This is a genomic window from Acidicapsa ligni, assembly GCF_025685655.1.
GTDB lineage: Bacteria > Acidobacteriota > Terriglobia > Terriglobales > Acidobacteriaceae > Acidicapsa > Acidicapsa ligni.
The window spans coordinates 1,451,839-1,470,818 of sequence record NZ_JAGSYG010000001.1; the positions used below are offsets into that span (position 1 = coordinate 1,451,839).

At 55.4% G+C, this 18,980-nt stretch carries 16 protein-coding genes and 4 riboswitches; all 16 genes read right to left on the reverse strand.

The genetic code is table 11. From position 1 onward, the window contains the following. Nucleotides 1-44: 44 nt before the first annotated feature. The 16 genes from OHL19_RS05945 to OHL19_RS06020 all read right to left on the reverse strand — a co-directional run bounded on the left by OHL19_RS05945 (nucleotide 45) and on the right by OHL19_RS06020 (nucleotide 18,740). Complete coding sequence (locus OHL19_RS05945; protein ID WP_263356695.1) at nucleotides 45-1,664, reverse strand: phospholipase C; 1,620 nt, start codon at nucleotides 1,662-1,664, stop codon at nucleotides 45-47. A 59-nt stretch (nucleotides 1,665-1,723) separates the two neighbouring features. Further along, nucleotides 1,724-2,743 (reverse strand): YncE family protein, encoded by a 1,020-nt coding sequence (locus OHL19_RS05950; RefSeq protein WP_263356696.1) that lies wholly within the window; start codon nucleotides 2,741-2,743, stop codon nucleotides 1,724-1,726. Nucleotides 2,744-2,752: 9 nt separating this feature from the next. Continuing rightward, complete coding sequence (locus OHL19_RS05955) at nucleotides 2,753-5,824, reverse strand: efflux RND transporter permease subunit (protein WP_263356697.1); 3,072 nt, start codon at nucleotides 5,822-5,824, stop codon at nucleotides 2,753-2,755. Continuing rightward, entirely contained in the window at nucleotides 5,821-7,053 is a 1,233-nt protein-coding gene (locus OHL19_RS05960; RefSeq protein ID WP_263356698.1) for an efflux RND transporter periplasmic adaptor subunit, read from the reverse strand. The genes OHL19_RS05955 and OHL19_RS05960 overlap by 4 nt, the downstream gene beginning before the upstream one ends. After that, nucleotides 7,050-8,435, reverse strand: a complete 1,386-nt coding sequence (locus OHL19_RS05965; protein ID WP_317890543.1) for a TolC family protein — start codon at nucleotides 8,433-8,435, stop codon at nucleotides 7,050-7,052. Before OHL19_RS05965 ends, OHL19_RS05960 begins: the two co-directional genes overlap by 4 nt. A gap of 15 nt (nucleotides 8,436-8,450) precedes the next feature. Next, a riboswitch (Fluoride riboswitch) is annotated at nucleotides 8,451-8,515 on the reverse strand. A 377-nt stretch (nucleotides 8,516-8,892) separates the two neighbouring features. Then, nucleotides 8,893-9,015 (reverse strand): MFS transporter small subunit, encoded by a 123-nt coding sequence (locus OHL19_RS05970; protein ID WP_263356699.1) that lies wholly within the window; start codon nucleotides 9,013-9,015, stop codon nucleotides 8,893-8,895. Nucleotides 9,016-9,103: 88 nt separating this feature from the next. Further along, nucleotides 9,104-9,172: riboswitch (Fluoride riboswitch) on the reverse strand. Between the two features lie 97 nt (nucleotides 9,173-9,269). Beyond that, complete coding sequence (locus OHL19_RS05975) at nucleotides 9,270-9,533, reverse strand: hypothetical protein (protein ID WP_263356700.1); 264 nt, start codon at nucleotides 9,531-9,533, stop codon at nucleotides 9,270-9,272. A gap of 13 nt (nucleotides 9,534-9,546) precedes the next feature. Beyond that, nucleotides 9,547-10,101: a hypothetical protein gene (locus OHL19_RS05980; RefSeq protein WP_263356701.1), complete on the reverse strand. Its 555-nt coding sequence runs from the start codon at nucleotides 10,099-10,101 to the stop codon at nucleotides 9,547-9,549. A gap of 97 nt (nucleotides 10,102-10,198) precedes the next feature. Further along, nucleotides 10,199-11,974: a voltage-gated chloride channel family protein gene (locus OHL19_RS05985; RefSeq protein WP_263356702.1), complete on the reverse strand. Its 1,776-nt coding sequence runs from the start codon at nucleotides 11,972-11,974 to the stop codon at nucleotides 10,199-10,201. 11 nt (nucleotides 11,975-11,985) lie between these two features. Next, nucleotides 11,986-12,056, reverse strand: a riboswitch (Fluoride riboswitch). A gap of 98 nt (nucleotides 12,057-12,154) precedes the next feature. Next, nucleotides 12,155-12,922 (reverse strand): AAA family ATPase, encoded by a 768-nt coding sequence (locus OHL19_RS05990; protein WP_263356703.1) that lies wholly within the window; start codon nucleotides 12,920-12,922, stop codon nucleotides 12,155-12,157. 43 nt (nucleotides 12,923-12,965) lie between these two features. Then, a riboswitch (Fluoride riboswitch) is annotated at nucleotides 12,966-13,042 on the reverse strand. A 59-nt stretch (nucleotides 13,043-13,101) separates the two neighbouring features. Then, nucleotides 13,102-13,281, reverse strand: a complete 180-nt coding sequence (locus tag OHL19_RS05995) for a hypothetical protein (RefSeq protein WP_263356704.1) — start codon at nucleotides 13,279-13,281, stop codon at nucleotides 13,102-13,104. Nucleotides 13,282-13,381: 100 nt separating this feature from the next. Further along, nucleotides 13,382-15,058, reverse strand: a complete 1,677-nt coding sequence (locus tag OHL19_RS06000; RefSeq protein WP_263356705.1) for a dynamin family protein — start codon at nucleotides 15,056-15,058, stop codon at nucleotides 13,382-13,384. Nucleotides 15,059-15,096: 38 nt separating this feature from the next. Further along, on the reverse strand, nucleotides 15,097-15,441 hold the full coding sequence (locus OHL19_RS06005) for a DUF190 domain-containing protein (RefSeq protein WP_263356706.1): 345 nt from the start codon (nucleotides 15,439-15,441) through the stop codon (nucleotides 15,097-15,099). A 1-nt stretch (nucleotide 15,442) separates the two neighbouring features. Next, nucleotides 15,443-16,165: a DUF190 domain-containing protein gene (locus OHL19_RS06010; protein ID WP_263356707.1), complete on the reverse strand. Its 723-nt coding sequence runs from the start codon at nucleotides 16,163-16,165 to the stop codon at nucleotides 15,443-15,445. Nucleotides 16,166-16,229: 64 nt separating this feature from the next. Beyond that, the gene (gene crcB / locus OHL19_RS06015) at nucleotides 16,230-16,607 is read right to left on the reverse strand and encodes a fluoride efflux transporter CrcB (protein ID WP_263356708.1); all 378 of its coding nucleotides are present in this window, start codon (nucleotides 16,605-16,607) and stop codon (nucleotides 16,230-16,232) included. A gap of 3 nt (nucleotides 16,608-16,610) precedes the next feature. Further along, nucleotides 16,611-18,740 (reverse strand): dynamin family protein, encoded by a 2,130-nt coding sequence (locus tag OHL19_RS06020; protein ID WP_263356709.1) that lies wholly within the window; start codon nucleotides 18,738-18,740, stop codon nucleotides 16,611-16,613. Nucleotides 18,741-18,980: the final 240 nt, after the last annotated feature.

Consider the following 18,980-nt stretch of genomic DNA (forward strand, 5'->3'; position numbering starts at 1 on the left):
TGTTGGCCAGCGAATACTTGTCGCATCCGTCGAATCTCTCGCGATTACTTTGCCGAAGAAACCTCTCCCGTCTCCGGGTCGAGAAGTATTTTTCGCAGGTTTTGCGGTTTGCCCTTACTGAAGTCCAGCATACCCTTCAACGAGCCCGCCTTCTCATCGAAGGAGCCACCACCGAGACGCGCGCCATTCAGAAACGTGTCCTCAATCAGTCGCAGGATGGAGGTCTGGTCGGTCACGCTGTGGTCGACGTAGTTCGGCCTGGCCCACGGAGAGATCACAAGCAACGGAAGACGAGGGCCGTATCCACAGCGGCCAGCCGCGTGTTTTGTCTCGGGGCTAATGCCTCCTAGAGCGGTGGACATATCGCCACACTTGCCGGCGCCGCTTAGCTGGTCCAGTTTCGATTCGGAGCCATTCACCAATGGCCCCGTGAGATGGTCATACCAACCGTCCGAATCGTCGTAGGCAATGATCACCACGGTATGCTTCCACTCCGGCTGCTGCTGAAGGAAGTTGATCATCCCGACCACAAACTTCTGTTCGTCCAAGGGTGTCGAATATCCCGCGTGACCGTCCTGGTAGGCGGGTGCCTTCAGGAAGCTGACGGCGGGGAAGTTGCCGGCCTTCACAGCATCGACAAAATCATGCAGGTCGTACTGATGATTCGCGGCTCCATCCTGATTGGTGCCGATCGTCGCGACCGACTTCGGGCGAACATGTTCCGGGTTAGCGGTCGACTTGTAATACTGGAAGGGCTCATGATGCGGCAGATAGTCCCGCTTATTCAGCCCGGTCAGAGAGACCGAGCTGCGACGACAGCCCGTTGTCCCGTTGGGATTCACCACCGACAGGTCGAACCCTCCCTGGAAGAAACCCCAGGAGATATCCGCCTTGGTCAGCAGATCACCAACATTGCGGCCGGTCATATGAACCAGCGCGTCGGACGTGCTGGAGCAGACATCGCCCGATGGCTGCGGATCGGCGATGATGGTGAATCCGCCGCTCCCATCGGCAACGATGCCGCCTTGCGCGTTCTGGTCATTCACCACACCGTTCGTCTGGCCGGATGCGAGACTGATCGCGCCCGGTGTCGAAGGGCCAAATACCGTGTCAAACTGGTGGTCGCTCATTGCGTAATGCTGCGCATAGTTCCAGTACGCGGTCACCGTATTGCCGTCGTAGTACCCCATCGTCAGGCCTGTCGTGGAAGGAACTCCCGCTTTCTCACCGGGAATGCGCGGTCCGTCTGCGCTGCCAACCGACTTGGGAAACAGATCCATCTTGCCGCCGTCGTATGCAAGTTGTTCGGCCTGATAGTTGTGGTCCTGATCGGCAGTTGCCGCCTGATCGCGGCGGAGCCGGAACGGGTTCGCGCGACCGTTGCCATTCTCTTCATTGAGAAAATTGGGATTCCGGGTCAGCAGATCGCCGGAGAGACCCTCTACCTCCGGCGTCCCTGGCTGCGGAATGAACCTGGGATCTCCCGGTGGATTCAGAGCGACCGGATAGGTGGCGAAATAATGATCGAAGGAGACGTTCTCCTGATAGATCACGACGACGTGCCGGATAGCGTCTTTGGGCAGCACTTCGCTGGCACCATACATCGGAGCCGTCGCCGAAACTACGGTCGTAACGACCGCGACAAATTCACGCAAACTCTTCACCGCTCTCTTCTCCACTTTCGCGCCTTCGTATGCTGCATCAGATAATCGAATTTATTGGGCTAATGCACATCGAAGACATCGATGTGGGCCTTTTCGGCCTTTGAGGATGGGATCGCGAGCAGATATCTTCGTTGCCCAGGCAGCAGCAGCCCAGTCTTTGCGTCCTTCGCCGTGGCGACCCGTTGGATCAGCTCCACATGATTGGAGCGGGACACGTCATAGACATTCAATGAGCCGTCTCCGGGAACGAATAGCCGATTTGCCGAAGGATCGAGGTCCATATCATCTGGATCGGGTGGCGTCGGGATCGAAGTCTTTACCGATCCGCTGTCAGAATCCAATACGAACAAGACACCGGGATCGCCACACACGACAAACAGCCGATGATGTTCCCCGTCGAAGATGATGGGCGAGTTTTTCTTACACCCTGGGATCTTCCACGTCGAGATCCTTTGCAAGCTGTCGGCGTTGAAGATGCCGACTGCATTCTGATCGGCGAGATTGACAAAAAGCCGGTTGGTGGCGAGATCGAGAGCCATCGGCTGGAGGTGAAGCGCGTTCACAGTCACCGATTTCACGATCTCGCCCGTATCGGGGTTGATCGATTGCAGGATCGAAGAGGACTGATGCACACGATCGCCGCCAGCGGTCACATAGAGGCGCTTGCGCTGCGAATCGAAGAGGATGCAGTTTGCGCCTAGAGCAAGCTTGAGCTGACGAGTCTTCTTCAAGGTGACCGAGTTCACCAAAGCAGAAGCATCCGGGCCGCTGTCGGTGACCAGGATGGTTGAAGAGCCGGGACGCACGAGGATGCTGTGCGGGCTTTGAAATCCGGGGATATTCGCGATCCGCACCGCTTTCTGGAGATCGATCACTTCGATGCTTCCATTGTCTTCAGCAGCGACAAAGACCCTCTTTCCGACAGAGTCGTAGGCAAGATGATCGAATCCTCCCTGAACATTGGGAAGCTCAATCGATTGGGAGAGTCGCAGTATCGGCCGGCTCTCTGTCTGGCCGAGCCCAGCCATTGAAATGCTGGTGAGGACAATAGTCGAGAAAACGAAAGTCGAAACCTTCACGCCGTCACCTCAAAGACCTTTCTTGCGCAGGGAGTAGAAGAGCGCCGGTGTAATCACCAACGACAGGATCATTGAGATGACGACGCCCCCGATGACGGCAATCGCCAGCGGCTGAAGCAGCTGGGCACCGGAACCGACTCCGATTGCCAGTGGGAGCATTCCACAAACGGTGGCAAGCGCCGTCATCAGGATCGGGCGAAGCCGCCGGCGGCCGGCATGGAAGATCGCATCCCGAAGCGCATAGCCCTTCCCCGTAAAGTGGCTTTCGGAGTCCAGCATCAGAATTCCGTTCTTGTGCACGATGCCGATCACCATGATGATCCCCATAAAGGAAGAGATATTCAACGTTGTCTGGGTTATGAACAATGCGAGGAGACTTCCCGAGGTGCAGAGAACCGTCGCGATCAGGATCGCAATGGGATGGGAGAAGGACCGGAACTCAAATACTAGAATGATGAAGATCAAAAGCATGGAAGCCAGCAGGACGCGTGTGAGGCCGCTGAAGGATTCCTGTTGAATCTGGTACAGGCCACCAAACTCGATCTCTGTCCCTGGGGGAAGTTGAACTTCTTTATAGAGCCGTCGCTGAATCTCCTTCATCGCCGATCCAAGGTCCCGTCCCTCCAAATGTGCTGTTACTGCATCGAGGTTGCGAAGGTTTTCGCGATGGATCTCAGTTTGTTCCGGAGCCATCTCTTCATTGACCAGCGTGGAGAGGGCTACCGTCTTCCCCGTCGGGGACGTAATCAACTGGTCCTGAAGGTTCCGAAAGGAAGCACGATCTGCCAACGGATAACGCACGCGTAAACCGACGAGACGATCTCCCTGAATGATGTTCGACGCAAGCTTTCCGTCAAGAATCGTGGACTCGATATCGGCGATGTCACGAACGGAGAAGCCTGCCAACCCTGCCCGCTGCGGATCGACACGGAAGTTCATGCTGGGACCGATGGTTACGGTCTGATTTTCTACATCGACAACCCCCTTCACCTTCGGGAGCCATTCTTCAATGGACTTTGCTGCGGCTTTATAGGCGGCTTCATCCTGGTTGTAGATTTTGATTTCGATCGGTTGCGGGGACCAGGCGAGATCGCCTACGAGATCTTCGAGGATGTGGGGGAATTCAACCTGGATCGCAGGCTCTGTGTGATTGATCTTTTCCCGCAAGTCGGAGGTCACCTCCTCCAGCGAACGGGATCGCTTCTTCTTCAATTTGATGAGGAAGTCCCCGGTGTTGGGCTCCGCAATCGCGAGGGCGAGACGCGCACCGGTGCGCCGCGAATAGCTCTCGACCTCCGGCGTTTGCCGAAGAAATTGCTCGACGTGATTCAGGATGCGGTTGGACTCCTGCAGAGAGGTTCCCGGGGGCGTTCTGTAGTCCAGAACAAAGGCTCCTTCATCCATATCCGGTAGAAAACCGCTCCCCAGCCCGTTGTAAAGCAGAATACTCAGGACCAGGATTCCGGCCGCGATGTACATGATGGTTCGGGTATGGCTAAGACTCCACTCCAGGAGGCGCTCGTACTTTTCGGAGAAGAAGCGCAGGATTCGTCCCTCCTCCTGCTTCTCAGCCTCTTCTATCGTGGCGACACCTTCGCGCCGGTTTGGCCGAAGAAAGATCCCAGCCAAAACCGGCGTAAAGAAGATCGCGAGCACGAGCGAGGCGGCGAGGGCGGTCACGAGGGTCATCGCGAGCGCCCGGAAGAAGACGGCGGTGATGCCTCCAAGAAAGACGAGAGGGACGAATACGACGATGGGAGTAAGCGTCGAGCCAATGAGCGCAGGCGTGAGCTCCTGAATCGCGGTCTTCGAAGCATCCCAAGGGGAATTTCCGAGTGCCAGGTGAATGGAGATATTCTCAACGATCACGATGGCATCGTCGATGACCACGCCGATACATGCTGCAATACCTCCAAGCGTCATGAGGTTGAAGCTCATGCCTGTGAGCTTCATGAATACGATCGCGATCAGGACGGCGATGGGGATGACGACCGCGGCGACGATGGTCGTACGCCAGTTCTTCAGGAACAACAGGAGAACAATGACCGCGAGAAACAAGCCAATCACGATGCTCTCTGTCACACCGTCGATCGATTCGCTCACAAGCTGCGATTGATCGTAGTACGTCGACAGATGAATACCAGGCGGGAGTGACCGCTGCGCCTCCGCCAGAACTTCATTCACCGATCTCGCGATCTGGACGGTATTTCCGTCAGGCTGCTGCAAAACATTGACTAGCACCGAAGGCCGGCCGTTTGCAGTAACGATGTTGTACACCGGCTCTTCGCCGGGTACGACGGTGGCGATGTCTTTAATCTGAATGGGTGTGCCTTTGGACACATCCACTACCACGGACTCGACCTGCTCTTTGCTCTTGAGCATCCCAGTGACCGTGGTGAGGTAGAGATGATAATTCTCCTGAACCATCCCTGCGGGCTCGATAATGTTGCTGTTGCGTATCGCGTCCACGACCTTGGTGAGGGGCATATTCAGCGCGTTCAGCTTCGCTGGATCGACCAGGATGTGGAACTCGGGTTTGCGGCCCCCAACGATACGGGTATCGGCAACTCCCGGAAGGCGGTACAGGCGCGGCGCCAGATCGTAGTACGCAAGCGACCAAAGGTCAGACAGACTGCGCGTCTCCGATGTAATGCTGAAGCCAACGATCGGGAAGACCGAGAATGTCAGACGGTTGACATAGAAGTGCGCGGTGGGAGGCAATGTCGGAGCGATTTGCGCGATCCGGCCCTGCACCAGGTGAAGCGCATTCAGGATGTCTACATCCCAGCGAAAGAAGATATTGATCTCGGTCGAACCTCTTCCAGTGACCGATCGCACCGTTGTCACGCCAGGGACAAAGCGGACTGCCTCTTCGATGGGCCTCGTCACAGTCAGCATTTGGACATCGGTTGGGGTGATGCCGTTATCCACCAGGATGACGATGCGCGGGAAGTTCGTCTCCGGAAAGATTGAGACGGGTATCGAGGGGATCATGAGTGCGCCCGCGACGGCAAAAGTCAGCGCGACCAGCACGAGCGCCCGCCCATTGGATCTTACGAACTCTGCGAGCCGTCCGGTCATCGACTCACACCCGCCGGATTGACCTCTGTGCCGTCGGGCAATCCATATTCACCTGCGGTGATGACGACTTCGCCCGGCCTGACCCCAGAGAAGATGCGGACGCGTCCATCATCGAGAGCGACAGCTTTGACCTCTCTCAGATGAGCGATGTGGTGCTCATCGACGATAAATACTTTGGCCTGCTGAGTTCCTTCTTCGAACTCGACAGCGGATGCAGGCAGGACGATGGCGTTCGAGGCTTGCCCTGTAGCGATCTTCGCTGCACCAAAGAGCCCGGATTTAAGGACGTGGTCCTGATTGGGGATCTCGCACCACACCTCAATGGTGCGTCGGGCGGGGTCGACAGCCTGATTGACCACTGTCACCTTTCCGAAGCGCATCGTGTTGTTGATATCGCTGACAGAGAAGGAGCAGGCTTGACCGGTCTTGATCTCCGCGGCATCGTCGGCGTTGACCTGTGCCCGGGCAACGGCAGACGAGAGATCAACCACGGTGAACATGGCGGTTCCAGGGCTTGCGAGGTCACCGGGAAACACGAGTTGTTCTGTGACTGCGCCGTCGAAAGGGCTCCGCAACTCGGCGAAACTGAGATTCGCACTCGCGAGCGCTTCCCGCGCCTGCGATTGGGAGAGCGAATTCTGTGCCATGCGCAAATCCTCAGCGCTCGTATGCTTCTCCATCACATCGAGGTTCACGCGTGCCGCCTCGTAGTTCGCTTTCGCTTGAGCGAGATCGGATTCGCTGATCTGCAGCTCTCTACCCGAGATTGCGCCCTGGCCGAACAGCTGCTTGCGGCGGTCGTAGACCTTTTGCGCCAGATCCAGTGCCGCAGTCCTCGCGTTGAGCTCGCCGCGTACCTGGGTGAGTTGCGCGGGAATCGTGCCGGACTGCGTCCGCTGGAGCTGCGCTTCGGAACTCGAAACCGCCGCGGCGGCATCGGCTCTCTGCGCAGTGAGGTCCCTTTGGTCAAGGACGGCAAGCAGTTGCCCCTTCTTGACCATCTCGCCTTTGTGAACGAGTAATCGCTGGACGGTTGCCGTGATCCGCGCCGAGATATGCGCCTCCGATTTCCCTGAGATAGAAGCGGGTGCGCTCACCGAGAGAGGCACATTCGCCGTGACAACCCTTTGTACCGACACATTCACAACAGGCTTGGTGTCAGCCTTATCGCCCGACTTGCACCCCCACAGCAAGAGGCTCAACAGTAGTCCCGCAATAGGCCGTTTCATTGTCCACTCGCCACTTTCAGCGCCGATTGCGCATTGAGATAGTTTGCCCGGGTCGTATAGAAATCGATTTGCGCCTGCACCAGAGAACTCTGAGCCGAGACCACTTCAAGCGCTGTTCCTTCGCCGCCTTCAAAGCGGAGACGGCTCAAATTCAGATTGCTTCTCGCCAACTCGACCTGGTGCTCTGCAACAGGGATTTGGGCATAGCTCCCGCTAACCTGGCTGAGCGCGTCCTCATACTCCTTCGAGAACAGCCTCTTGCCGAGATTCATCCCGATCTCGGCTTGACCTGCGAGGGATTGAAACTGGCGTTGTTCGTTACGGGCTCGAAGGAAGTCGAAAACCGGGATATCGAGATGAACAAAGCCGGCATAGCCTCTGTCTCTACTGGTGACGTGCAGTGAGTCGATGCCATACTGAAACCCCAGATTGAGCTGCGGCAACATACGCGCCCGCGCCTGTCGAGCATCCGCTCGAAAGCCTTCGATCTGTGAAGAGAAAAGTTGAAACTCAGGCCTCTTGAGGTAAGGATTCTCCAGTTGGGGAAGGGATGGAGCCACGGGCAGGCTGTCGAGGTCGTCTGCAAGAACAAGAGGCGTTGCCCCATCTGTGGTCCAGAATGAGGCGAGATCATGGTTCGCTAGCTCTGCCTCCAAGGTCATCGCCTGCGCCGTCCGCTCGAGCAAGGCACTCTCTAAGGACGCTTTGGTCAAATCCGCTTCGGATGCTTCTCCGCCACGCACTAACTGGCTAACCTTGCTCTCAAAGTCTTTGGCCGCCTGCAGATTTTCAGTTGTCGAGGAGGCAAGTTGCCGGGCGAGCAGAAGGTGGTAGTAAGCAACAGAAACGTCCCGCTGCAAATCTCTCTCACTGATCACGACATTCACTTCGGCGGAGTGTCTGTTGGCCGAAGCGCGATCATAGATGGCACGAAGCCTTCCCGAAGTATCGACTTCTAGACTCGAGGTCGCCAAAGAGGAATACTCGCGCACTCCGTTGAGAGCCACAAAGCTGAAAGCGTTCCTGTCATAGAGGAGCGGGCTGTTATAGGTGAACCCATTCGAAATGGAGAGCTGTGGAAGGAAATTTGCTTTCGCGCCTCTCACTACGAATTTTGCGGCGTCCAATTGAGCGCGCGCCTGCTTAACGCTTGAGGGGGCATTCTTCGCCAGTTGAATGCATTGGGAGACGCTGAGAGGTTCTGTTGGAGATTTAGCTTGGACCGCTTGCCCAAGAGATGTGGCTCCGGCGAATACAAAGAGGAGACACAGGAGGACCTGAAAGGGTCGGATCGTGGGGGATTTGAGATTCGCCAGCTTGCAATGAGTCAGCGGCCGCTCTGAGCGGCCGACCGGCTCCAATAACGAATTCCTAAGACGCAAGAGGGCTCCTCAATTTGCACCGTAGGAGTCATCAGCCAGATTTCCGGCGGTTGCGGTGGAACCCCATCACCCTCGAATGTGAACCGATGCTATCAACTCTGGATTGCAAAATCAACGAACCCGGAAGCCTGCGCTCAACAGGCGGCCGCACTGCGTTAGATACTTATTATGTAAGTACCGACGAAATCATATGGTTCTCGAGGCTACATTCCACAGCTCATACTTGCTCGGCAACAGCCAAGGCACGCTCGATTCACTGCTCACGGCTCAAACTCAGCAAATCGCTCCGACGTTGGTGTCGGTCGCGGTTGTCTCCATACGCCGCGCCGCGTCTCTGGACATGGATAAGGTCGAGGATCCGTGCATGTGCTCCCGCCGCAGAATTGAAATGCTCAAATGGGTAACCCGTCTTCAGATCTCCAAATGGCGGTTATATGTTCAACGGGCAGAACATACTTCAGCGCCGGATGAGCGCCATCGCAGAGTGCAATGTCTGAAAGATACCCCAGAGAAATGGGATCATCACAACGGTCCAGGCTCCGATAATCTTCCAATTAGGCGTTCTTGCTTTAGCTTCCATCTTCCCTCCACTTCCTCGTTCGGCAGCAGATGCTGCATGTTCATCGTCGAGGCAATATGGCAGGACTAAAAATGAAAATGACTCCGGCCAGTTGCCAGGAGTCATCAGCCTCCCATTTCGGGAGGCGGTTACGGTGGATTCCATCACCTCTCGACTTTCGCCGAGTGCAAGAAAGTTAGCACGCGCGCGGAGCAATCGGCAAGTGACTGCTCCCTGCGACGTCGGCTAGACGGGGAAAATATAGGGGGCAGCTTTTACTGGATATCAGCCTGATCGTTCTTCTTGACACTGGGCACATGCGACGCCCAAATCCGCGCATAGCCTGACTTCCTCCATTCGAAGAAGCCCATGACGAGCAACGCAGCGAAGAAGCCTCCGCCCAACAAAAAAATGGGCCCCCGTTTCAGGTAGTACTCAACGACGCAGAATGGAAAGCCGAGGATACCCGCGCGAAAATTGATCTGGTTAAATCTCGACATCTGCTTCGGCTGGGGCTTATTGGTCTTGTCGTTTTCCATAGTTTCTCCTGCCCTACCGATATAACCCTCTCTGCCCGGCCAAAAACTCCGCGGCGTGGCCCAGGACGCCCCACCCCGCTCCCTCGATGTCTACCCCTTGTTGCTCCTGCAGACTGCGGATGAGCTTATCGCGGTAACGGGCAACCGCCCTATCGATCACAGGCGTATGAACCAGCGAGACCTGTTTCCGCAACTCAATGCTGTGCGGAATACATATCTCCCCATAGGTGTTCAGCCAATGCACCGTTGATAGTGTCTTGAAGGAAGCGCTGACCAGTCGAAGCTGTGTCCCATCTTCCTTAGCCAGCCGCAGGCAGATATCACAATCCATGGTACCCCCCAGCGACGCAGAAGAAAGCAGGTTCAGAAATACCTGAGACGCATCGAGACGATCATGGATCGCCGCGATTGCCCATGCGTGAAAGTTACAGATACCCTTGGGCCTGGGGTCTAGACTCGCCTGTACACACTTGGCCTGATAGTTTCGCATGTAACGGCAGAGCGGGCAGCCAGGTCCCGCGATGGCATCGAAAACTGACCGGTAAGGCTCGATTTTATGAGGCCTCATACTTGTGGCCTCCTTCGCTTAGGAGTACCAACTCTTCCAACAAGGAAGAGCTTCGATCTCGGAACGACGCTACAAATCCTACATCACGAACCATGGGTTAGTCGTCGTCGCCCTTCTTCATAAAACTCTCCGAGTGCTCAATCTCGAGAGCTGCTTCCAGCTCTTCCTTCTCTATCTCCGCTTCGTACTTCGCCTCTTCTCCTCGCAGAAAGACGGTGCGAACGGTCTTGAGATGGTCGCGATTGTGTTTCAGGAACGATTGCAAATCCTCTTCCTCGCCTACGAGCTCCAAACACTGCGGCAACCGCGCTGGAGGCATGTCGCTTGTGTCCATGACTAGATCCTGGTTCTTCAGGTATCCACCGATGACCCGATGCAGAAGAGCCTGCTCGATCCCATGGTCTTTCGCCTGGCGAAGCAAATAAGCGCCGAGACTCTGAGGTGCAAGTTTCTTCCACCACGAATCGGCACGCCGCATCTCCGATGCGGAAAAATAGAGCCTGAGTACACTGAGATGATCCATACGACTCCCTTCCATAAAACCGAAATTATCGATCTCCGCAAGGAGATCGTCATCAGGTCCTTCTCGCATCTTTGCCACCAACGCGAGTGACATACCTTCCTCTGCGGAATGATCGAGGTGTTTACTGCGACCGACGCGCTGCGCATGATAGATGCCGGCGTGCCCGGAAAACAGGTAGCTGACCACACAGGCGATTCCCGCATAGGCACCCGCTTCCGGCCCAAAGAGTTCCATCGCCATCAACGTCGATGAGATTGGAGTATTTGCTGCCCCGGCGAAGACGGCAACAAATCCCATCGCCGCGAGCAAAGACGAAGGCAAAGGCAGAATGTGGGACAGCGCGTTACCTAAGGTGGACCCGATGAAGAACAAAGGTGTAACTTCACCACCCTTGAAGCTGGCACCGAGCGTGACCGCGGTAAATGCGAATTTGCCGGCAAAATCATAGACGGGCAATTTGCTATTGAAGGCGGCCACGATCGTCGGTATGCCAAGACCGATATATTTCGTGGTTCCCAGGCCGAAGACGGCAGCGGTGACGATCAGGCCTCCGACAAACGGACGAAACGGCGCCGAGGCGATGTATTTCCGAGCAAGGTGGGAGACTGCGTGCGTTGCCTTCGCAAACGCCATACCCACCAAACCGAAAGCCATGCCTGCAACCATCGAAGACAAAATGCCGATGATGTTCAGTTGGGGAACGTTGGTCACATGATAAATCGTGTGGTGGACGCCCCAGGCTTTGGTTACGAGGTCTCCGATGAAGGCTGCGATAAAGCAAGGACCGATAGCGTCGTAGCTGAGTTTGCCAATCGCGAGCACTTCGATTCCAAAGACTGCGCCCGCTAGCGGCGTTCCGAAAACAGAGGCAAAGCCTGCGCTGATACCGGCCATCAGGAGAATACGACGATCGCTGTCGATCATCCGGAACGGCCGTGTGAGCTGGTCTGCGAGCGAAGCTCCGGTTTGAATAGCCGTGCCTTCTCGACCCGCCGAACCACCAAAGAGGTGCGTCAGGATCGTGCCGAGAAGAATGAGCGGCGTCATGCGGATGGGGATAACCGCGCGCGGATCATGAACCTCTTCGAGGATCATGTTATTGCCGGCTTCAACCGTACTGCCGAAATACTTGTACAGGTAACCTACCAGCAGACCAGCAGGCGCAAGGAACAGAATCATCCAGATGTGCTTCTCGCGAAAGTCCGTAGCCCAAACAAGAGACACAAGAAGAAATGCTGATGCTGTCCCACCCATGACACCGGCAAGCGCGGCGGGGGGGATCCAGCGGACCAGATCGATAAGGAGCCGAAACTGCTCGCCCCATACTTTTCTAAATGGTATTTCAGGCAATGAACCTCCTACGTTCTGTAGGAGTCATCAGCACCGGCAGAGGAGCCGGGCGGTTCAGGCGAACCCCATCGCATGAGGATTTTTCAAGCCCAAGTTTACATTGCCGCATAGGCATGGTCAACGATGCCTGCAGCCAATTTGTACTTCGCATCGATATTCGTTCTCCCTTCTCCGCTACAGTCAATTTGCTACCTTAGAGATCGTTCCCCCTGGAGCGCCTCTCATTCTGAAATCGAGATACAGGATGTGAACCTTAATCTGTTCCTCGAGCCGGTATTGCGGCAGTTTGGCCATCTCGATCATCTGCACGATTGCACCCGGATTCCCGTGGCTCATCTCGACCATCTCGTGTAAGGCCGAATCGAGATTTGCGGCCACGAGTTTGGCGTCCACCGCACGGTGGCGCGCAAACTCCAGGGCGACGACCTCTGGCCAGTTTTTGAGTTCGAGCCGCTCGCTTTTGTCAGAGCACAGAGAGCGCAACGAACCAATTTCCTCCATGTGTTGCGATCGAGCGGCGAAGATGATGGGCGTTCGTCCGTAGTAATTCAATTCCTTAATCAGGTGACTGAGCGCCATCGTCGGACTCTGCACGTGATCGATCACTAAAGTTCGATTGCCAGTTTCCAGGCCCCTCTGAGCGATTCCCTTCAAAGAGAGAACACTCAAACCCTGAGGATTCTTCACACGGACGGCTTTCGGCCCGCGTCCTCGCTCCAAAGCATCTATCAACGCGAGCAGAAACTCGCGCGGCGCATGGCCCTTGGCGACGTACAGAATATCTTTGTCGCCCGTAGCAAGCTGCTGAAGAAGGCGGGTTTTGCCCACTCCCTGGTCTCCGAAGAGCAGCAGGGATTTTCGCTGTGTGATTCGCTGGCGAAGATGGACGAGTTCCGCCGATCGCTCCAGGAGAGCATCGCTGCTGAATGGTGTCAGGAGTTTCGACATGGGGCTCCTTTGGATTGCCTGCGCAGGAGCGACGCAGCCTCCTACGGTCGTAGGAGTCATTAGCCTTCCATTTCGGAGGCGGTCCGGAGAGCCGGGGCGGATTCCATCGCCAGTTAAAGAGGTAGCACAGTACATCCAGGCTCCGCAATGAGGTAGCAGGTTGGTGGCGGAGGTGGAAGTCACTTCTGAATCACCTGACGAATCTCGACGATGACACTCGATATCACGAGGTAGCCGAATAACCCAATCCCAATGAGGAATGGGGCACTACTCTGCGATCGACGCGCATAGAAGATGCAGATCGGTAAACCAATGATTCCCACGGCAAGCAAGATCCGGTTCAGGATCATCGCATTCATAAATTCCTCCTCTGTCGTATCAAGCAATGTAACCTCTTGATTTCTTGCTCCAGGCTTCAACCATCCAGCGTTCCTTAAGTTCCTACTTCCCGGCGCAGATTCATTGATTTAGGAGGTACACACAGGATCGAGCAGCCTGAAGCTTGTTCCACATCCCAACGTCGCTGCATGGCGCTTCCAGGGACTCCGCGAGCGTTTGGCGAGCGTCTTCAATCTGCGATGTGAGAGAGCGTTCCAACTGTAGAAAGCTTCGTTCCATCCGTTCCAGATAATCGAATCGAATGCGTCCCGAGTTCCGGTCGAGCCTATCAGGGATACTGGCCCTCGCGCGTCGAAATACGAGTGGGCGCTGCAGCAACGGAGGGACTGCGAGAAGAAAGCTGTCCAGCGAATAAAAGATTCGTTCGATCGAATACGACACCCTGCTATCCATCGCTAAGCCACAGTTGACCTTCAGTTTCGTCACTGGCAGGTCGGTGAGCATACCAATACCCTCTGTCAGCGTACTTAGAATCTGATTTGCTCTTGCCGTATATCTCGAGACAATCTCGTCCAGCATCGCTGACATCTGAGCGTCTTCCCGCATTCTCCAATCGCGAAAGATCGTGGTGATCTCCTTATTGAAGAACTCCTCCAGAAGGAGGCCCAACGAGCGGCCCGAGGAAGAGGGATTGGCCCGTTGCAGGCTCGATAACCGCTCCTCAAGATAGGGCGTCGACATCCTTACGTGCGTTTCGAGATCCGTGCCAATCTTTTGCATCAAGCCCTGCTGTTCTTCGCGAAGTAAGGCTTGGATAGCAGCTCTACCTCTCGTCGTTTCTTCCAGCAGAAGTTGCATCGCCATTCGTTTCTCATGAATTTGGGATGCGCTCAGCGCCCCGAAGCTTCGACGTAGCGACAATGCAAACGACGCAAGATCGAGAACCTGCCCGGCGCCTCGAAGGACCGACAAAAGGAGCGTTTGGTCATGGCTGTACGTGGCAAACTCACGCAAATGATCTATGAAACTCGCCAATCCTGACGAAGGTGCTTCACCCGGGCCGCGAGTACGAGTTGTCAGCGGAAACACGTCGAAGTGCGATAACCCTAGTCGGTTCCCGAGTTCGTTCCGCAAAAAGGTGCACGCATCCTCAACATCCGCCTTCGAGACCAGATCGACTTTGTTCAGAACGAAGAAAAGCTTGGGTATGTCTTTCCGGAGCTCCCGGATAAAGTTCGCTTCGACTTCGGTGATAGGAGGATCGACAGAGAAGACAACAACCGCCGCGTCCACTTTTTCCAGGTACCCGAGGGTTGCGGCAGTATTGTGCGAGTACGTGGATCCGAAACCTGGAGTGTCAACGAGGACAAGACCATTCCGCAAGAGTTCGTTGGGATAAAGAAGATGGAGCGCGAGTACCCGCTTGCGATTCCCGGGATTCCTCAACTCTGTCACATATTCGGGAATATCAAAGAGGGCTATCTCTTCCAGGTTGCCACTCTGGTAGCGAACGCTGGCTTTCGGGGTCGATCCATATCGGATTTCGGTGACGACAGAGGTCAGGGGTAAGACGCCGGTTGGCAGGATGCTCTCCCCGAGCAAAGAGTTGAGTAAAGAGCTCTTGCCTCGTTTCATCTGTCCCAGAACCGCAAGGCGGACTTCGTCCGTCCTGAGCTTTTCCTTAAGACCGACGATGCGCGGGAGCAAACGCCGAAGCGGAGTAGCTTCGAAGATCGTCGAGATCTCGTCGAGAAGAGCCTCCATGGCCGCCTTGCGATCTGTTCTCTTTTCTCCCACGAATTTGGTCTCGCTCTATCACTGGTGCCAGCTAGGGGTTACGCCTGAGAGGAGGCGGTGTAAAGAACAACATGCACATCGGAGATCGCCACAATCCCTTCAGCGACCATGGAATCGAGATGCGGTAGCAAGGAATCCACCTGCAGCTGAGTATCGATCACGCTGACCATGATGGGGGCGTCTTTGGAGAAGGGCCAACTCCTTGCATGATGGACTCTGGCACTGGTCCCGAAGCCCTCCAGGCCCCGATACACGGTTACGCCCGCAATTCCCAACTCCAGACACTTGGCGAGAATCGCTTCATGTACCGGTTTGTCATGCCACTTGTCGGATTCACTCAAATGGATACGCACCATCTTGGCTTCAAACTCCTTCTTAGCCATATCAACCTTCCTGTTCTGCCGCTTCTCCAGGGGCCGTGCTGCCATATCTGTACTTGATGATGTCGACGTCGGAGATAACTGCCATCCCTTCCCGCACCATCTTTTCGAGGATCGGCATAAAGGCCGAGATGCGATCCTCGACATCGATGACCGAGAGCATCAAGGACGCATTGTGGGACATCGTCTTCTGTTCATGCAACTCTCGGTGAACGCCGTATCCAAGAATGCCCTTGTAGACGGTGACACCGGCCATCTCATTGGCGCGCAAGGCTTCGACCAACGCCTCGTGGAGCGGTTTATCGTTCCAGCGGTCCGCCTCGTCGATATAGATGCGCAGCAGTTTCGCCTTACCGGAGACCTTGCGGTGAGGTAGTTCCTCGTCCGTCTTTACCTTCGTAAGCGCAGGCTTTGCAATCAAGGTTTCCTGGATCTCGATCATTCCTGTGCCTGCGAGTTCCGAGAGTTTGCCCAGCAACTCATCGACCTTCTCTTTGGTCTCGATAAACTCGACCTTTACGGGTAGACGATCGGACAGTTCGACGGTTGAAGCGGTATGCAGATGATGGTCGACTCCGAACCCGGCAACCCCCTTCAGGACTGTTGCCCCGGCAACCCCACGGTAAAAGAGGAAATCCAGGATGCTCGCCTCGGTCGCGGCGCCATGATGTCTGGACCCTTCGCTAAGGTAGATCGATACTTTGAGTGCTTTGCCGGCTTCTAACATAAACACCTCCCGCTACAGAGCGCATTTGCGATGATGAGTCATGCGCGAGCGCTGTTTTCAGTTCTTATGAGAGCGCCTTCGCCAGTGCCACGCCGAGCGCGACAGAAATCAGTCCAGAGATCAGGCTGACCGCGACATAGAGAATAGCGATCCAAAACGTGCCATGGCTTAAGTTGGAAAATGTCTCCCACTCGAAGGTTGAAAAGGTCGAGTAGGCTCCGACAAAGCCAATGGGAACCAGAAACCTCCATGACGGGCTCAGATCGGCATGGTGGTTCAGGAACTCAAGAGACAAACCGATAATGAAACAGGCTGTAATGTTGATGACCAATGTTCCAAATGGAAACCGTGTGCCCATTCGACCGGCGACCGTTGTGCCAACCCAAAAGCGAGCTGCGGAACCCAAAGCGCCGCCGATCATGATGAAGAGATACTTCTGCAAGATTTATGCTCCTATCTGTTGAGCAATTTCTTTTGGATCTCTGTAAGAATCCGTCCATTGCTGCAAAAGTTCAAGATCCTGCTTCATCTTGTTGATATCTGATTCGGCGCTGCTGTGTCCGCTCAGCTCTTGAATCTCGGCGCGGTAACCGTCGGCGTACGAGCTGATCAAAAGTTCCAGTCGCTGGCTGAATTGCCGCATCCACTGCCAGAGCACGTGACTGTAGTCTTCCAGCTCTTGTTTGAGCAAACGATAGGTCGCATGATGCAACTTCTTTCGAATCTGCGTTCGCATAATAGACGTTCCGAACGCTGCCCAAATCCCCATGTCGATGTCGGCCGGGAGGGCGGCGATCTCGAACCTCGGCATATCTCGTAGAAGTGAATCGAGATCCTTCTCGTCGGGAACATCGGCTCTTCCGAGATCTTTGGCGACGCTCTTCAGACGTGATATTGCGTCCTTTCCAACCTCCCGGGCCGCTGTCGTAAGAGGGTCGATCTGATTGCTGACAGCGGTGTGCAACATCTCAGATAGGTACATCGATTCCAGTCTGTTCTGTTTTGTTTGGCGAAGCGAACTCGTTGCCTCATCAGCTACTCGGGAAAGAATGGAATCAGCCGAACCTCTAAGCTCATTGACCTGCCGATCAAGCGACGCGGCCAACACGCCCACGCGCCCCGAAATATCTCGAAGATCAACCTCTAGCTTGGATAGATCATCAGTGTTTCTACTGTCATGTCTCTCGTGTCTTCCGAGCCGGGAACGGAGGGTCGAAATCAGGGCTTGTCTCAGCAGTTCAGCCTTCCGGCTCACGGATTCATCTCTGAGCCTGCGCGCCTGCTGAAAACGGGGAAGAAGCTCCTGCTGGAAAAATCGATCGAGCAAGCCTGCAGAGGCGGGCATGGCACTGACAGCGTGTACAGCGATGTCCCGATGGAGTTCGCGCTTGAGCTGTTCTTGAATATATGAGATCGCATGCTCCAGGTCCTTCTCGCTGAGGAGATCGGATTTGCTGAGCAGGACGAGCGAAGGAATTCCGGCTTCCTCGATGATGCGAAGTGTTCCGACGTCCTCTTCGTTGAGTGTGCTTCCAGCGTCGACGAGGACGAGAGCAAGGTCGCAGGACGGCAGGTAGGCGAGTGTTTCGGCGGCTCCTCGTTTCGCCAGCGAGCCAAGACCTGGGGTGTCAACAAGAACAATTCCCTCACTGAGCCTTTCTGAAGGGACCTGGATCATGGCACGGGCTACATTCTTTTGATTTCCGGGATTACCTCTTTCAGAGACCAGATCCGCAAACTCCTGAATGGAAACTTCGTGCGCAGAACCGGTGCCGAAGGTCACGACGGCTTTGACGGCTGGACCATACTGCAGTCTTGTAGGCACTGCTGTGATCGGATTGATTCCAACGGGCAATAGATCATGGCCCAACAATCGATTCAACAGAGAGGACTTCCCGGAACTGACCCGGCCGAACAAAGCGACCTCGAAGTTATTGTCTTCGAGCCTAGAGATCAAGCCATCAAGACGCGGCCTGAATTCGACCATGCCGTGCCGGCTGGCGATCTCTTCCACTGTTCGAAGCAGCTGAACCTCGTGGCCTGCTGACTCCAGATGATCAAACCGCACTTTCAGATTGGAGTTCTGCCCCTGATAGATGTATGTACTGAGGCCCTCCGAAAGCGCTCTCAACTCTCGGACGACTCCCGTGAGTTCTAGCGCGACCTCTGGCGCAACGCTTCCGGAACCCCGCATTGTGCTGGGGCGGAGCTCATCCAGAGCGATATCGACGAATGTAGTACGGGTAGTAATGGCTCGGGAGGCGGGTATGGTTGGGGCGGGGATGTCGATGTGTTGCCACGCAAGCGTCCGGACCAACTGTGTTCGAAGACGCCGAATATAGTCCTCGATCACCCTGATCTGAGCGGGGCTCAGGTCCACAACATACCTGGGAAAGGGGGACTTTGAGCTTGCCGATTGAAGGATCTCTTCGACGCCCTCTAATAAATCGTCGATGTGCTGACAGCTAACGCGGAGGTACAGCTTCTGTGAGCTGTTCATTGTTCCCGCCGCCTCCGTGCTCGGAGGCGAAGTATCTTCTGGATCTGATTGCGGATTAGTACCGAATTCCGTCATGTCATTCTCCGCCAAATTCCGTCCACACGCTCAATTATTCCTCCAGCCGCGACTTCGCGCCGGAGGATAAGAAGCGTTCGATTGTGAAGGGATCTTGCTGGGGCGAAGAACATCCTCAGCAGGGGATCCCTGCGAGGAGTCATCATCTGCTCCCCGGAGGGAGCAGCAGTTAAGAAAGGGTGAACTCCTTCACCCGCTAACCATCTGCAACTACTTGATATTGAGATGCCCGTCTTTGTC